This is a genomic window from Flavobacterium algoriphilum, assembly GCF_048158655.1.
Taxonomy (GTDB): domain Bacteria; phylum Bacteroidota; class Bacteroidia; order Flavobacteriales; family Flavobacteriaceae; genus Flavobacterium; species Flavobacterium algoriphilum.
On record NZ_JBLNKY010000006.1, the window covers coordinates 144,392 to 159,853 of the forward strand.

14 protein-coding genes are annotated in these 15,462 nt (G+C 33.5%); 7 read left to right on the forward strand and 7 right to left on the reverse strand.

Going from position 1 to position 15,462, the window contains the following annotated elements; genetic code table 11:
* The first annotated feature begins 35 nt into the window (after nt 1-35).
* Nucleotides 36-1,808: a cytochrome c peroxidase gene (locus ACM55G_RS11650; RefSeq protein WP_416844100.1), complete on the forward strand. Its 1,773-nt coding sequence runs from the start codon at nt 36-38 to the stop codon at nt 1,806-1,808.
* 35 nt (nt 1,809-1,843) lie between these two features.
* Here the strand turns inward: ACM55G_RS11650 and ACM55G_RS11655 are convergent, their stop codons facing one another.
* Nucleotides 1,844-2,395, reverse strand: coding sequence for a hypothetical protein (locus ACM55G_RS11655; RefSeq protein ID WP_416844101.1), 552 nt, complete (start codon nt 2,393-2,395; stop codon nt 1,844-1,846).
* Between the two features lie 233 nt (nt 2,396-2,628).
* On the opposite strand from ACM55G_RS11655, the gene ACM55G_RS11660 reads away from it, so the two are divergent.
* From ACM55G_RS11660 to ACM55G_RS11670, 3 genes are all read left to right on the forward strand, one after another.
* The gene (locus ACM55G_RS11660) at nt 2,629-4,008 is read left to right on the forward strand and encodes an MATE family efflux transporter (RefSeq protein WP_416844102.1); all 1,380 of its coding nucleotides are present in this window, start codon (nt 2,629-2,631) and stop codon (nt 4,006-4,008) included.
* A 77-nt stretch (nt 4,009-4,085) separates the two neighbouring features.
* Nucleotides 4,086-4,994, forward strand: coding sequence for a prohibitin family protein (locus ACM55G_RS11665; protein ID WP_416844103.1), 909 nt, complete (start codon nt 4,086-4,088; stop codon nt 4,992-4,994).
* Between the two features lie 74 nt (nt 4,995-5,068).
* Complete coding sequence (locus tag ACM55G_RS11670) at nt 5,069-5,299, forward strand: hypothetical protein (protein WP_416844104.1); 231 nt, start codon at nt 5,069-5,071, stop codon at nt 5,297-5,299.
* A gap of 2 nt (nt 5,300-5,301) precedes the next feature.
* Here ACM55G_RS11670 and meaB read toward each other — a convergent pair whose 3' ends face one another.
* Entirely contained in the window at nt 5,302-6,390 is a 1,089-nt protein-coding gene (gene meaB, locus ACM55G_RS11675; protein ID WP_416844105.1) for a methylmalonyl Co-A mutase-associated GTPase MeaB, read from the reverse strand.
* Between the two features lie 168 nt (nt 6,391-6,558).
* Between meaB and ACM55G_RS11680 the strand changes: the two genes are divergently transcribed.
* The 3 genes from ACM55G_RS11680 to ACM55G_RS11690 all read left to right on the forward strand — a co-directional run bounded on the left by ACM55G_RS11680 (nt 6,559) and on the right by ACM55G_RS11690 (nt 9,616).
* Nucleotides 6,559-7,470, forward strand: coding sequence for an AEC family transporter (locus tag ACM55G_RS11680; protein ID WP_416844106.1), 912 nt, complete (start codon nt 6,559-6,561; stop codon nt 7,468-7,470).
* Between the two features lie 26 nt (nt 7,471-7,496).
* Nucleotides 7,497-8,714 (forward strand): MFS transporter, encoded by a 1,218-nt coding sequence (locus tag ACM55G_RS11685; protein ID WP_416844107.1) that lies wholly within the window; start codon nt 7,497-7,499, stop codon nt 8,712-8,714.
* A 263-nt stretch (nt 8,715-8,977) separates the two neighbouring features.
* Nucleotides 8,978-9,616 (forward strand): peroxiredoxin, encoded by a 639-nt coding sequence (locus tag ACM55G_RS11690; protein WP_416844108.1) that lies wholly within the window; start codon nt 8,978-8,980, stop codon nt 9,614-9,616.
* Nucleotides 9,617-9,709: 93 nt separating this feature from the next.
* On the opposite strand, the gene ACM55G_RS11695 is transcribed toward ACM55G_RS11690, so the two are convergent.
* The 5 genes from ACM55G_RS11695 to ACM55G_RS11715 form a co-directional block, all read right to left on the reverse strand.
* Nucleotides 9,710-10,591 carry a DMT family transporter gene (locus ACM55G_RS11695; RefSeq protein ID WP_416844109.1) on the reverse strand — a complete coding sequence of 294 codons (882 nt, stop codon included), beginning with the start codon at nt 10,589-10,591 and terminating at the stop codon, nt 9,710-9,712.
* A 7-nt stretch (nt 10,592-10,598) separates the two neighbouring features.
* A complete protein-coding gene (gene nudK / locus ACM55G_RS11700) occupies nt 10,599-11,180 on the reverse strand; it encodes a GDP-mannose pyrophosphatase NudK (RefSeq protein ID WP_416844110.1) in 582 nt (193 codons plus the stop codon).
* A gap of 59 nt (nt 11,181-11,239) precedes the next feature.
* Nucleotides 11,240-12,511: an adenylosuccinate synthase gene (locus tag ACM55G_RS11705; RefSeq protein ID WP_416844111.1), complete on the reverse strand. Its 1,272-nt coding sequence runs from the start codon at nt 12,509-12,511 to the stop codon at nt 11,240-11,242.
* A gap of 59 nt (nt 12,512-12,570) precedes the next feature.
* Complete coding sequence (locus tag ACM55G_RS11710) at nt 12,571-13,026, reverse strand: Fur family transcriptional regulator (protein ID WP_035670620.1); 456 nt, start codon at nt 13,024-13,026, stop codon at nt 12,571-12,573.
* Between the two features lie 120 nt (nt 13,027-13,146).
* Nucleotides 13,147-15,369 (reverse strand): RelA/SpoT family protein, encoded by a 2,223-nt coding sequence (locus tag ACM55G_RS11715; RefSeq protein ID WP_416844113.1) that lies wholly within the window; start codon nt 15,367-15,369, stop codon nt 13,147-13,149.
* Between the last annotated feature and the right edge of the window lie 93 nt (nt 15,370-15,462).

Consider the following 15,462-nt stretch of genomic DNA (forward strand, 5'->3'; position numbering starts at 1 on the left):
TGGTTTTTGCTTTTTTCCTCATTTTTAATTTTATTATGAAAAATTTCTTTTTTCTTTTACTGTTGCCCTTTCTTTTCTCTTGTAAAAACCAATCCAAGCACGAAAAAATAAATGATTTGTTTCAATCCGATATTCAGGTTTTAATTCAAGATATTTCCCAATTGGAACTCTTGGTACAATCAGATTCGATTTCGACACAAATTCAAAAACAATTTCTTCTGGCGCATGTTAACTATAAGCGCGTAGAAACGATAAGCGAATATTATTTCCCTGTTGTTTCAAAAGCGATTAATGGACCTGCATTAGATGAATTCGAAGAAGACGAAGGAAAAACAGTTCCTCCGGAAGGATTTCAGGTAATCGAAGAATTTCTTTTTCCTAAATATGATTCTAGATCAAAAGAGGAACTTTTAAAAGAAATTGGAATTCTTTCTGCCAACTTAAAACGGTTGAACAAAGTTTCGCAAACCAATGAATTGACTGATTCCCATGTTTTTGATGCGATGCGTTTAGAAGTTTTTAGAATTATTACTTTAGGAATCACCGGATTTGATTCTCCAATCGCCCAAAATTCCATTCCAGAAGCATTTGCATCATTAGAAAGTATCGAAAAATATTATCAAATTTATGATGAATCGTCTTCTAATTTAGTTTTAAAAACGATTGAAGAAGGAACAGCATATTTGAAAAAAAATACCAAGTTCAATGAATTTGACCGAGCTGTTTTTATTCGGAAAATTGCTAATCCCCTCAGTAAGGGTTTATATAAAATTCAAATGGATTTGAAAATACCTGTGACGAAAGAAATCAGAGGATTAAAAACAACGGCTCAAACACTTTTTGATAAAAACGCGTTTGATACCGAAGCTTTTTCAGCATTTCCAGATTATGAAACTACTCCAGAAAAAATCGAGTTAGGAAAATTATTGTTCAACGATCCCATTTTGTCCGGGAATAATTCTCGTTCCTGTGCTTCCTGTCATCATGCTGACAAAGCTTTTACCGATGGATTAGAAAAAGCAGTTTCATTAGATGGACAATCGTTGGTTAAGAGAAATACGCCAACGCTGTCTAATATCGCTTTCCAACGTGCTTTCTTTTCTGATTCCAGAGTTACTTATCTGGAAGACCAAGCTGTAGCTGTAATTACAAATGAAAATGAAATGCACGGTTCTTTGAAAAAGTCAGTTTTGATTTTAAAAAAGAACGAGAGTTATGTAACTAAATTCCAAAAAGCATTTCCGAGAAAAGCAATAGACGAGTTTGGAATAAAAAATGCATTAGCCTCTTATATAAGATCTTTGAGTGATTATGATTCAAAATTTGATGAATATATGCGGGGAAATGAAACATTTGATTTGGATGAAATTGCTGGATTTAATTTATTTGCTGGAAAAGCAAAATGTGCTACCTGTCATTTTATTCCATTAACTAACGGAACAGTCCCTCCGGGTTTTGTAAAATCCGAAAGTGAGGTATTAGGTGTACCTGATGCCACTAAAAAATTGGATGCCGATTTAGGGAAATTTGAATTAACAAAAGCAGCAATTCATCGCAATTCTTTCAAAACACCAACTCTAAGGAATGTTACCTTAACAGCTCCTTATATGCATAACGGTATTTTTAAAACTTTGGAAGAAGTACTTGATTTTTATAATGAAGGTGGTGGAAATGGATTGGGATTTAATTTACCAAATCAGACTTTACCTGAGGATAAACTGAATTTAACTGATTTGGAAAAAAAGCAGCTGATCGTCTTTATGAAGACCCTAACGGATAAAAAGTTTTATAAACCAAAAATGCCCTGAAATTTCAGGGCATTTTTAAAAAAAAACTATATGTCTTATAGCTCAAAACCATAAGCTAAACGAACTCCTACTTGTCCAACACCTTTTCCTATAGAACCGTTGTTGTTCACTTTTGCAAAGTCAGAATAGTGCTCATAATGCAATGATACATCAATATATTTTGTAGCATAACCAATACTAGGAGATAATAATAAAGACGTTTTATCATAACCATTACTTACTGCAAAAGCAGCACCAGCTTCTCCCATTACATAAAATTGGTCATTCCATACGAAAGCTTTAAAACCTGCTTTAGCTGGGATAAATCCTAAATCATTACCGTCTGCTTTACTTACAAATAAGTTAGTATAACCAGTTGTCAAAGTTAAAGAGTATTTTTTTGACAAATCGTATTGAACTCTTGCATCGGCTCCTAATACCAATTTGTATGGATCATTAACGGAGTATCCTGCATTTACACCAAATCCTAAACGGAAACCTTGATCATAATTTGTAGCTTCTTTTGTTTCTTGTGCTTGTACATTGCTAGCAAACATCATTGCTATTGCGAATAGAAATAACATTTTGATTTTTCCTGTGCTTTTCATAATTGTAATTTTTTATTAATAATTTTTTTATTTTCATTGTTCTGATTTTTATTTGATACAAAACAACATTGCAAATGTAGAACTCCCCATTCCTCGGAATGTTATAGAATTAATGGGTTTTGTTATAGAATTCCTCGATATATGTAAATAATAACTAAAAGAGAGGCTATATATTTTCAATTGTATCAATACAATTGAAACCTTCTAATTATCTTTGCCAAAAAAAATAGAAAGTGAATTTATCTCAATATACCAAAGAGTTTTCTTATAATATTAAACTAGCTTATCCTGTAATTTTGGGAATGTTAGGCCATACATTGATAGGTATAGTGGATAACTTTATGGTAGGTAACCTTGGTTCTACTGAGTTGGCAGCTGTATCTTTGGGTAATAGTTTTATCTTTATTGCATTATCCTTAGGAATAGGTTTTTCTACAGCTATAACACCATTGACCGCGGAGGCTGATGCCGAAAACGATGATAAAAAAATTAGAACTACTTTTCACCATGGATTACTGCTGTGTACTGTTCTAGGAGTAGCGTTATTCATTTTGACGGTATTGTCTAAGCAAATAATGTACTTAATGCACCAGCCCAAAGCAGTAGCTGATATGGCTGCTCCTTATATAGACTGGGTAGCTTTTTCTTTAATTCCGGTTATAATGTATCAAGGATACAAACAATTTGCAGATGGTTTAGCGAAAACAAAATATTCGATGTATGCTATTTTTATGGCAAATGTGGTGCATGTGTTTTTTAATTATGTGCTGATTTATGGATTTTGGATTTTCCCAAAATTAGGAATTCTAGGTGCAGCTTTAGGAACGGTAATTTCAAGAATTATGATGGTGGTTTTTATGCATTATCTTATGAAAAGAAATGAAGATTTGAAACGTTATTTCAAGAATTTTAGTTTCAAAGAAATACGGAAATCAGTTTTGAAAAAAATCATCAATCTAGGTTTGCCTTCAGCGATGCAAATGCTATTTGAAGTAACTCTATTTACGGCGGCAATATGGCTTTCCGGTTCTTTAGGAAAAAATAGTCAGGCAGCCAATCAAATAGCACTGACTCTTGCTTCATCAACATTCATGGTAGCTATGGGTTTAAGTGTTACCGCGATGATCAGAGTGAGTCATACTAAAGGAATGAACGATTATAAAAATTTAATAATTGTTGCTCGTTCTATTTTTTTATTAGCGATTATGTTGGAAACACTTTTCGGGATTATTTTTGTTGTTTTCCATAATTACTTGCCACATTTATTTTTGAATATGACTGATTCCGCACAAGTATTAGATAATAATGAAATAATAATTATAACAGCTAAACTTTTATTAGTAGCAGCAGTTTTTCAAATTTCAGATGGTATTCAAGTAGTGGTTTTGGGTGCTTTAAGAGGTTTACAAGATGTGAAAATTCCTATGTATATTACGTTTGTTGCGTATTGGGTTATAGGTTTTCCAATTTCTTATTATCTAGGAAAATATACTTCTTTGCAAGCAGTAGGAATATGGATTGGGCTTTTGGCGGGATTAACAGCTGCCGCTTTATTTTTGTATATTCGCTTTGCGAGATTAACAAGAAAATTAGTTTTAAAGAATCATAAATAATAATGTTCTGACAATGTAACTTCTAATTTCTTTCTTCGTACAATAAGCATACAAACCTAACCAACCAAATAAAAAAAATGATACTATTTATTATTCTTGGAATAATTTTATTGATTACAAGTTTTTCACTAAAAAACAATGTAAATCCGTTTTCAAAATTCGCAAATGTTCTAAAAATTATTGGCTTCTTAGTAATTGCTTTAGGGCTTTTTTCTTCAATGTTCAAACAGATTGATGCGGGAAAAGTAGGAGTTCAATCGCTATACGGAAGTGTGCAACCTGATGTTTTGGAAAGTGGTTTGCATTTGATAAATCCATTATTAGATGTTACCGAGTTTGATATTCAAACCCAAAATTACACTATGTCAGCAGTTCATGGAGAAGGTGCTCAAGCAGGTGATGATGCCATTCGTGTTTTGTCAAACGACGGATTGGAAGTGGTAATAGATTTGACCGTTTTATTCCGTGTTTCGCCAGAAGCAGCGCCTAAAATTTTAAAACAAATTGGAGTTGATTATTCGGATAAAATTGTTCGTCCCGTAACAAGGACCCGTATACGAGATAATGCGGTTTATTATGATGCAGTCGCGTTATATTCTACTAAAAGAAATGAATTTCAACAACGAATTTTTAAAACGATAGAAGCTGATTTTAAAACCAGAGGATTGGTTTTAGAGCAATTGTTAATTAGAAATATCAATCTTCCTACATCAGTAAAAGCATCTATTGAAAGTAAAATAAATGCCGAACAAGACGCTCAAAAGATGACTTTTGTACTTCAAAAAGAAAAACAGGAAGCCGAACGAAAAAGAGTTGAAGCACAAGGTATCGCGGATTATCAAAGAATTATTTCAACGGGCTTATCAGATAAACAATTGCAATACGAACAAATAAAAGCTCAAAAAGAATTAGCTGCTTCTCCTAATACTAAAATCATTTTTATGAATGGTAGAGGAAATACACCGGTTATACTTTCTGACAAATAGATTTTAAAAAAGTTTATTCGGTTATTTGTTTAATCGAATAAAGAAAACAATGATTAACGATTAAACATAAAAAAATGGAATTACCAAAATTTTTACTAGGCGACAATACTGATTTTCCGGAAGATATTTTCATCATTCACCTTGACTATCCAAGATTTATTATCAATTTAAAAGATGATGAGGTAGAATTCATGGAAGAAGCAGAAGATCTTGATGAAGGAGAATTGAATGCCGAAATGGAGGGATTGATTGTTCTTGCGAATGAATTTTATGATAGGGAAATGGAACTTTACGAAAAAGAGTAAGGTTATTTTTTAAAATAAGTTTCCAATAATAATTGAGCGGCTGCAAAGGGTGAAATTTCATCGTTTTGCACCGCTTTTTTAGTTGAATCCAATAATTGCTGAATTACAGTATGATTATAAAAATTCAATTTCAATTGTTCGTTGATGGTTTCTAACATCCAATATTGGTTTTGTTCTTTTCGCTTTTCAAAGAAATAATTATTCCCTTTTGTGAGTTCCAGAAATTGGGTAATAGTTTTCCAAACAGCGCTAATTCCTTGATGTGTTATCGCACTACAAGTTGAAGTTTTAGGAACCCAACCGGATTTTTTAGCCGTAAAAAGATGCAGAACGCTATTGAATTCTACTTTTGCCAAATTTGCTTTTTTAATATTATCGCCATCTGCCTTATTGATTACGATAGCATCAGCCATTTCCATAATGCCCCGTTTGATGCCTTGTAATTCATCTCCCGCACCGGAAATTTTTAATAGTAAAAAGAAATCTACCATACTGTGAACGGCGGTTTCGCTTTGTCCAACTCCCACAGTTTCAATAATAATAGTATCAAACCCATAAGCTTCACAAAGCGTAATCGTTTCCCTGGTTTTTCGAGCCACACCACCTAATGTTTCTCCAGATGCAGAAGGACGAATAAAAGCATTTTCATCTTTAACTAATTCTTCCATTCGGGTTTTATCACCTAAAATACTTCCATGCGAAATGGTGCTGCTGGGATCAACGGCGAGTACTGCTACTTTTTTCCCTAAACTGGTCAACTGTTTTCCAAAAGCTTCAATAAAGGTACTTTTTCCAACACCGGGAACTCCAGTTATACCTATTCTTACGGATTTGTTAGCATGAGGCAAACAAGCATTTATAACTTCGTTGGCTTTTGTCAAATGAGCGCTATTGATGCTTTCGACTAACGTAATTGCTCGACTCAACGCAGTTATATTACCTGCTAAAATTCCCTCAACCAATTCTTTTGAGGAAGGTTGGATTTTTCTAAATTTTTTGATATGCTCCACGGCGATTGCATTGATGATTTCTGGTGGAGAAATACCGGGCTTTTCGTTAAGGGCGGAAAAAGGCGATTTTTTATTTGGCAAAGGAGCTTATTTTAAAAGTAAAATTAATAAAAAACTATCTTGAATAGACAGTCATTCCAATAAATTGTCATTTCATTTGTGATTGGTAACTCCTTTTATTCATAAAGTGCAAATTTTATTTTTTTTGAATTCATTTTATAAATCATTAGTCAATATCTTTGCTGAATTATGAGCAACTTTATTCTAATCTTCGTTTGTTTATTTCTTGGAATCGCATTGCAAAAGGTGAAACGTTTACCTTCCAGTACGTACAAGATGTTAAACAATGTGGTCATTTATATTTGCCTTCCTGCTTTGGCTTTATATTATATTCCGAAAATAGAATGGGATAATAAGCTGCTGTTTCCTATCGGTGTTACATGGATTGGTTTTATAGTTTCGTATTTGTTTTTTAGTTTTTTAGGAAATAGATTTGGATGGCCAAAAAAACTTACGGGTTGTTTAATTATAACTGCAGGTTTGGGAAATACTTCTTTTTTAGGTTTTCCAATTATTCAAGCTTTATATGGTGAAGAGGGCTTAAAAACTGCCATTTTAGTTGATCAGCCGGGTACTTTTGTAGTACTCTCAACATTAGGAATTCTTGTGGCTACTCTATTTTCTCCAGGAAGTCCAAACGGATTTCATATTGCCAAAAAAATACTGTTATTCCCTCCATTTATTACTTTTTTATTGGCATGTTTAATGAATGTATTCAATTTTGATTTTCACGAATATATCCAGTTTGGTTTACAAAATGTGGCTAAGGTGATGACTCCATTGGCAATGCTTTCTGTTGGATTGCAATTGCGATTTGATAGGAAAAGCAAACATTGGAAATTTTTGGGACTGGGACTTTTGTACAAATTAATATTGACTCCAGCTTTAATATATTTGTTGTATGTCGTAATTTTAGACCAAAATTCTAAAACAATTCAGGTGTCCATCATGGAAGCAGCTATGGCTCCAATGATTACAGCCAGTATTTTGGCTACTTCTCATGGTTTAAAACCCAAGTTGAGCAGTATGATGATTGGTTTTGGAATACCATTGTCATTCTTAACATTAGTTTTTTGGTATTTTGTGGCACAGTTTATTTAATTTTGAGATCCTTTTATTATTAGCATATGAATATTTTATCAGCAACAGCGCCACAGACCATTAGCGCTCCAATTGTTCAAAAAACAGTTTATTCGGTTTTATTTTCAATAGCTTTTGCTCATTTGTTAAATGATTTAATGCAATCAGTTATTCCTTCGACCTATCCAATATTAAAAGAAAATTTTAATCTTAGTTTCACTCAAATTGGATTGATAACATTCGTTTTCCAACTTACAGCTTCTATTCTGCAGCCTTTTATAGGCTTTTATACCGATAAGTATCCAAAACCTTATTCTTTAGTAGTTGCGATGTTATTTACTATAACAGGATTGGGATTTTTATCGATTTCTACTTCTTTTTTGATGTTGTTGGTGTCGGTTGCTTTTGTAGGAGTTGGTTCCTCTATATTTCATCCGGAAGCGTCTCGTGTTGCTTATTTAGGTTCGGGAGGGAAGAGAGGTTTGGCGCAATCTATTTTTCAATTGGGTGGAAATTCAGGAAGTGCAATTGGTCCTTTATTAGTAGCATTGGTTGTTGCTCCTTTTGGACAATCGAATATAATATGGTTTGTAATTGTGGGTATTTTAGGAATAATTATTTTGTCCCAAATCGCGCTTTGGTATCAAAATCATTTGAATCTTCGAGCTGCAAAAAAAATAGACACTGAAGAGGTTGCTGTTTCATTATCCAAAAGAAAAATTAATACAGCATTAGCAGTTTTATTGTTGTTGATATTTTCGAAGTTTTTCTATATGGCGAGTATGTCAAGTTATTTTACTTTTTATCTCATGCATAAATTTGGGCTAACAATACAAGAATCTCAGTTTCATTTGTTTGTGTTTTTAGCTTCAGTGGCTGCAGGAACATTAATAGGTGGGCCTTTAGGAGATCATTTTGGGAGAAAGTATATCATATGGATTTCGATACTTGGAGCTGCTCCATTCACTTTATTATTGCCTTATGCTGATTTATTTTGGACCGGAGTATTATCGGTTATCATTGGAATTGTTATCGCTTCTGCGTTTTCAGCAATTTTAGTTTTTGCACAAGAATTAATGCCAGGAAAAGTAGGAATGATTTCCGGACTATTTTTCGGTTTTGCCTTTGGTATGGGAGGTTTAGGTTCAGCAATTTTGGGTTATGTTGCAGATCAAACCTGTATTGAATACGTTTATAAATTAAGTTCTTTTCTGCCGCTTATTGGTGTTTTTACTTATTTTTTACCCAATATAAAAAAGAAATAATCTTTCTTAACTATTTATTTTTGGAGCTTTTTCCCGCTATCCGTTGCAATCTTTCTAGCAGTAAACCTTTAAGGATTTACTGCTAGAAAGGATTTCCACTTTTATCGTGGCTAGGTATTTTGGCCGCAAGAATGTTTTTTGTAGCTGAGAATAATCAAAAGCTTTATCCTGTTAATTTTTTAGTACAACTTTAAGATTTGTTTTAATTTTTGTTACCCTTAATTCAATAACTTAGATTGTTAATAATCAAAAAAAAAAATATTATGGCAACACTACGATTAGGCGATATTGCTCCAGATTTTGAGGCAGAAACTACACAAGGAAAGATAAAATTTCAGGAATGGCTAGGGGATTCTTGGGGGATATTATTTTCGCATCCTGCTGATTTTACTCCAGTTTGCACTACTGAATTAGGAACTATGGCTAATTATTATCCTGAATTTGTAAAGAGAAATGTAAAAGTAATCGCATTAAGCGTTGACGGATTAAATTCTCATAAGGAATGGATTAAAGATATCAACGAAACGCAAAATACAACAGTTAACTTTCCAATTATTGCTGACGAAGACAAACATATAGCGCAATTGTATGATATGATTCATCCTAATGCCAATGAAAACTTTACAGTTCGTTCGGTTTTTATAATTGGACCTGACAAAAAAATAAAATTAACCTTGACTTATCCTGCGTCAACCGGAAGAAATTTTGATGAATTACTTCGTGTAATTGATAGCTTACAGTTGACAGCAAATTATAGTGTTGCAACACCTGCAAATTGGAAAGATGGAGAAAAAGTGGTTATTTCAACAGCGGTTAAAGATGAAGATATTGCTGCTAAATTTCCAAAAGGATATGAAAGGGTCAAACCATATTTAAGAATGACTCCGCAACCTAATAAGTAATTTGTTTTCTCAGATAAGACTTTAGCATAAAAAAAGTGCAATGAAAATACGTTCATTGCACTTTTTTGTTTTTATAAAAGAGACTAAAAATAGTTACTTCCTATTGGTTATCAATAAACCGCTAATAATGATTCCCATGCTTATAATTTGAGTGATCACAATTGCCTGACCCAGAAAAAAATACGCTAAAATTCCACTGAACACCGGAATTAAATAATAAATTAATGCTGTTTTTGAGGTGCCTATCAACCGAATCGCTTCGTTCCACAAATAATAAGAAACCAGTGAAGCAAAGATGCCCACATAAGTAGTTACCAATACTGTTTTAGTATCAAAAATTACTTTTTTATAAAATAAATGTTCCCAAATATAAAAAGGCAAAAGGAAAATTGTGCCGATAACAAAAACACTAAATAAAAATACTTTTGGGGTTAATTCATCTGGTTTTTGTCGAACTAGTATCGTGTAATAGGCAAAAAAGAAACAGGCCACAAGCATTAATAAATCCCCAATTGTAGAGTTGATATGCAGTAATGCTTCTAGAGACCCTTTGCTAATAAGTACAAGAACTCCTGTAATTATGGTTACAATTCCAACTATTTTTATAGTTGACACTTTCTCTTTAAAAATAATTCTGGAGAGTACCACAATGAACAACGGAATCGAAATGGCTATTAATGATAAATTGACAGCGCTAGTTGTTTTTCCTGCAAAGTAAATAAGCGTATTAAAAATAGTGATGCCTAATACCGCTGTACCCATGAGATACCGAATGTGTTTCTTTATAAAGGTAAAACTTTCGATAGTACTTTTGATTGCAAATGGAGCCAAAACGATACAAGCGATTGTCCAGCGCCAAAAAGCCAGTCCAATAGGAGGAATGTGCCCTTTAATACCGCTGGCGATTACCATATTTACGGACCAAAGTAAAGTGGCCAATAAAGCGAAAAACGCTCCTTTATTTTGATTGCTCATCGTTAAATTAAACGAGATTTTTTATTTTTGCATATTGCAACAACATGATTGTCTTTGCATCTTTTATTTCCCCAGATTCAATCATGGCGTAAGCTTCGTCATAGGTCATTTCTAAGACATCTATATTTTCCTCCTCATGTTCAACTCCACCACCTTCACTGACTTTCATGGATTCATCATATTCACCAACGAATAAATATAAAATTTCAGTTACAGCTCCAGGCGACATATACGTTTCCATTATTTTGTCAACTTTAGTAATGCGGTATCCTGTTTCTTCTTCGGTTTCTCGAATGATGCATTGCTCCGGATGGTCTTCGTCCAAAAGTCCTGCGCAAACCTCAATCATCATTCCTGTTTCATTTCCGTTAAGGTAACTTGGCAAGCGGAATTGTCGGGTTAGAATAACCGTTTTTTGTTGGGTGTTGTATAGTAAAATGGCAGCACCATTTCCTCGGTCATAAACTTCTCTTTTTTGGGTAATCCAAGAATCGTCTTTTTTTTGATAATCAAAAGTTACTTTGTTTAAAATGTACCAATTGTCAGAAAGTAATTCGGTTTTTTGTATTTTTATAGCTGGATTTTTCATTCGTTGGGATTTTTGGAAACTAAAAAAAACGCTCTGAATTTTCAGAGCGTTTAGTAATCTTATTTAATAATAGTTTGTTTTCTATCCGGTCCTACAGAAACTATTTTGATAGGAACTTCCACTTCTTTTTCGATGAATTCAATGTATTCTTTCAATTCGATCGGTAATTCTTCATAGGTTGTCATACCGGTCAAATCCGCTTGCCATCCTTTGAAATCTTGGTACACTGGAGTTACATTTTCCGGTTCGATGTTATAAGGGAAATGAGAAATTTTCTCTCCTTTATAATTGTATTCGGTACATACTTTTAAGGTTTCAAATCCTGAAAGTACATCCCCTTTCATCATCATCAGTTGTGTTACACCGTTAATTTGAACAGCGTATTTAAGTGCCACTAAATCTAACCATCCACAACGTCTTTGTCTTCCTGTAACGGATCCAAATTCGTTTCCTACACGTGCCATAGTTGCACCATCTTCATCAAAAAGTTCGGTTGGGAATGGGCCACTTCCTACACGTGTTACATACGCTTTGAAAATTCCGTATACTTCTTTTATTTTATTTGGAGCAATTCCTAAACCAGTACATGCACCGGCAGCAGTTGTGTTTGATGAAGTTACAAATGGATAAGTTCCAAAATCAACATCTAATAATGAACCTTGAGCTCCTTCACATAATATGGATTTACCCGCTTTTTGAGCTTGGTGTAAATATTCTTCACTATCAATAAAATCCAGCTTTTTTATTTCTTCGATTGCTTCAAAAAATTCTTTTTCTAATTCTTCTAAGTTGTATTGAATGTCAACATCGTAAAATTCAATCATGGCTTCATGCTTGTCAGCCAAAGCTCTGTAACGATCTGCAAAATCTTCTAATTCAATATCTCCTACACGAAGACCGTTTCTTCCGGTTTTGTCCATATAAGTTGGGCCAATTCCTTTTAATGTAGAGCCAATTTTCGCTTTCCCTTTAGAAGCCTCAGAAGCGGCGTCTAATAAACGGTGCGTAGGTAAAATTAAATGAGCTTTTCTTGAAATGATTAATTTGCTTTTGATGTCTAAATTAAATTTCTCAAGACCTTCAATTTCTTTTTGAAAAACTACAGGATCTATTACAACTCCATTTCCAATAATGTTTATGGCAGTTTTATGAAAGATACCAGAAGGAATAGTTCTAAGAACATGTTTTATTCCGTCAAATTCCAAAGTGTGTCCTGCATTTGGTCCACCTTGAAAACGAGCGATAATATCATAATTTGAAGTAAGAACATCAACAATTTTTCCTTTTCCTTCATCTCCCCATTGTAAGCCTAGTAATAAATCTGCGGTCATTCTCTGTGTTTTATTTGTAGTTAGTTTTATATTCAAAAGACAACTATTAAGCTGTCGTACTATTTTTGTTTTTTTATTCCGTATAAATACAAGGAATGATTGGTAATTTCTATGTCGAATATTTCTTCGATAGTCTTTTTAATACTTTGAATTCTTGGATCACAAAACTCAATTACTTCGCCAGTATCGGTCATAATGATATGATCGTGCTGTTTATCAAAGTACGATTTTTCGTAGTGTGCCTGATTTTGCCCAAATTGATGTTTACGAACCAACGCACAATCTAATAGCAATTCAATAGTATTGTAAAGGGTTGCTCTACTGACACGATAGTTTTTATTTTTCATTTTGATATAAAGATTCTCTACATCAAAATGTTCTTCGCTATCGTATATTTCCTGAAGGATAGCATAACGTTCAGGAGTTTTACGATGTCCTTTTTTTTCAAGATACATTGTGAAAACATTTTTTACAATTTCTTGGTTTTTGGTGTTATCTGTGGAAATGAGTGTCATATGTGGGCAAAGATAAATTTTTTAGTTTAAAGTTTAAAGTTTCAGCTTTGTTTAGTTTCAAGTTTTTTTAGTTTTTAGCAGAGAAACGGGTAACCTCAAACAAAATTTCGCCGAACTTTTCTAAGTTTTATATACTCTTGTTACCTTGTCAATTCCGTCAATTTTTTTGATATTGTTGATCATTTTCTTCAAAATTGTATTATTTTGAACAACTACTGTCACTTGACCATGAAAAATTCCTGCATCGGTACTCAAAGAAATACTTTGAATATTAACATGCATATTGTTCGAAATTACCTTTGTTAACTGGTTTGTAAGTCCTAAAACATCCATTCCCGTTATGTTTATTATGGCTTTGAATTCCTCTTGTGATGAGTCAATCCATTTGGCTGTCATGATTCTGTAAGCATAATTAGATTGCATTCCAATGGCGTTCGGACAATCTTTTTTGTGCACTTTTATTCCTTCATTGATGGTTACAAATCCAAATACATCATCACCCGGAATTGGGTTGCAACACGGAGATAATTTGTAATCCAGTTTGTCATGTTCCTTTCCAAAAACGAGCAAATCGTAATTGCTGCTTATTATTGGCTTGTGAATATCTTCATCGGCTGTGCTACTTGCGGAACGTTTTATTTTATTTTTGAAGAAATTAATAAAAGTGTTGCTTTTTTGAGCTGCATAATCTTTGAGCTGCTGATTCTCTATGGCGCCAATTCCCACTCTATAAAATAAATCTAAACTTGTTTTTAATTTGAAAAAGTTGACTAATTCGTTAACAACGGATTCATTTAAAGTTATTTTTAAATGTTTTAATTTTCGAGTAAGCAGTTCTTTTCCTTCTTCACCAATCTTCTTAGTATTTTCGTTTAAAACGTTTTTAATTTTCGTTTTGGCTCTCGAAGTGGTTACATAGTCTAACCAGCTAGAAGTTGGCTTTTGATGTTGTGAGGTGATCACTTCAATTTGATCCCCACTTTTTAATTCGAAATTCAAAGGAACTAATTTTCCATTGACACGGGTTCCTCGGGTACGAATTCCTATTTCTGAGTGAATACTGAATGCAAAATCGAGTGAAGTAGCTCCTTTTGGCAAAGATTTTATTTCGCCTTTTGGAGTAAATACAAAGATTTCTTTAGAATATAAATTCATTTTGAAATCTTCCACAAAATCCACTGCGTTGGTTTCAGAACTTTCTAAAGCTTCTTTTAATAAATTCAGCCATGCATCGAGTTCATTTTCTTCAGTAGCTCCATTTTTATATTTATAATGTGCTGCATAGCCTTTTTCTGCAATTTCATCCATACGCTCACTACGTACCTGAACTTCTACCCAGCGGCCCTTTGGTCCCATAACGGTGATGTGCAGGGCTTCATAACCGGTAGATTTAGGCGAAGAAATCCAATCGCGTAAACGACTTGGACTCGGTCTGTAATAATCCGTTACTATAGAATAGATTTTCCAAGCAAGAAATTTTTCTTCGTGCGGAGTTGATTTGTATACAATACGAAGAGCAAACTTATCATAAACTTCATCGAAGCTTACATTTTGCGCTTTCATTTTCCTACGAATGGAGTAGATAGATTTTGGACGACCTTTTATGATATAATCAATTGCTTCGGCATCCAATGCTGTTTTTAGCACATCAGAAATGTCTTTTATATAGGAATCCTGTTCTTCTTTGGTCTCTTTTATTTTACTTACAATCTCGTTGTAAATAGTGGGTTCCGTATATTTTAATCCTAAATCTTCGAGTTTTGTTTTAATGTTGTATAAACCCAATCGGTGTGCTAATGGAGCATATATATATAAAGTTTCAGACGCAATTTTGGTTTGTTTGTCCTCTTGCATCGAATCCATTGTTTGCATGTTATGCAATCGATCGGCTAGTTTTATAAGAATGACACGTACATCATCATTGAGGGTTAATATCATTTTACGGAAGTTTTCCGCTTGCATGGATACATTTAGATCCTTTTGTACCATGGAGATTTTTGTCAATCCTTCTACAAGTTGTGCTACTTTAGGATTAAATAATCGTTCAACATCTGGTACAGTCATTAGCGTGTCTTCAACTACATCATGCAATAATGCAGCAGCAATAGAAGTGGCCCCCAAACCTATTTCGGAAGCAACAATTTTGGCAACAGCAATGGGATGGAAAATATAGGCTTCGCCTGATTTTCTTCGTTGATCTTTATGGGCATCTACGGCAACGTCAAAAGCTTTTCGGATCAGTTTTTTATCTTCATCACTTAAGGTTTGATAACTTATGCGTAGCAACTCTTTGTATTCTTGAGCAATTGCTTTATTTTCTTTTTCAATATCTATTTCTATCATAACGGCATGGTTCAATTCCTAAAAATAGAAATTAGTTAGGAGATATGCAAGTAAAAAAGGGTTTGGAGTATAAAATTCAAAATTGAATTACTG

Excerpts from the sequence above, each read along its gene's own strand:
- ACM55G_RS11695 (WP_416844109.1), bottom strand. The coding sequence starts at position 10,591 with ATGAGCAATCAAAATAAAGGAGCGTTTTTCGCTTTATTGGCCACTTTA.
- ACM55G_RS11710 (WP_035670620.1), bottom strand. The coding sequence starts at position 13,026 with ATGACACTCATTTCCACAGATAACACCAAAAACCAAGAAATTGTAAAA.
- ACM55G_RS11685 (WP_416844107.1), top strand. The coding sequence starts at position 7,497 with ATGAATATTTTATCAGCAACAGCGCCACAGACCATTAGCGCTCCAATT.
- ACM55G_RS11715 (WP_416844113.1), bottom strand. The coding sequence starts at position 15,369 with ATGATAGAAATAGATATTGAAAAAGAAAATAAAGCAATTGCTCAAGAA.
- ACM55G_RS11690 (WP_416844108.1), top strand. The coding sequence starts at position 8,978 with ATGGCAACACTACGATTAGGCGATATTGCTCCAGATTTTGAGGCAGAA.
- ACM55G_RS11705 (WP_416844111.1), bottom strand. The coding sequence starts at position 12,511 with ATGACCGCAGATTTATTACTAGGCTTACAATGGGGAGATGAAGGAAAA.
- ACM55G_RS11655 (WP_416844101.1), bottom strand. The coding sequence starts at position 2,395 with ATGAAAAGCACAGGAAAAATCAAAATGTTATTTCTATTCGCAATAGCA.
- ACM55G_RS11650 (WP_416844100.1), top strand. The coding sequence starts at position 36 with ATGAAAAATTTCTTTTTTCTTTTACTGTTGCCCTTTCTTTTCTCTTGT.
- ACM55G_RS11680 (WP_416844106.1), top strand. The coding sequence starts at position 6,559 with ATGAGCAACTTTATTCTAATCTTCGTTTGTTTATTTCTTGGAATCGCA.
- ACM55G_RS11665 (WP_416844103.1), top strand. The coding sequence starts at position 4,086 with ATGATACTATTTATTATTCTTGGAATAATTTTATTGATTACAAGTTTT.
- nudK (WP_416844110.1), bottom strand. The coding sequence starts at position 11,180 with ATGAAAAATCCAGCTATAAAAATACAAAAAACCGAATTACTTTCTGAC.
- ACM55G_RS11670 (WP_416844104.1), top strand. The coding sequence starts at position 5,069 with ATGGAATTACCAAAATTTTTACTAGGCGACAATACTGATTTTCCGGAA.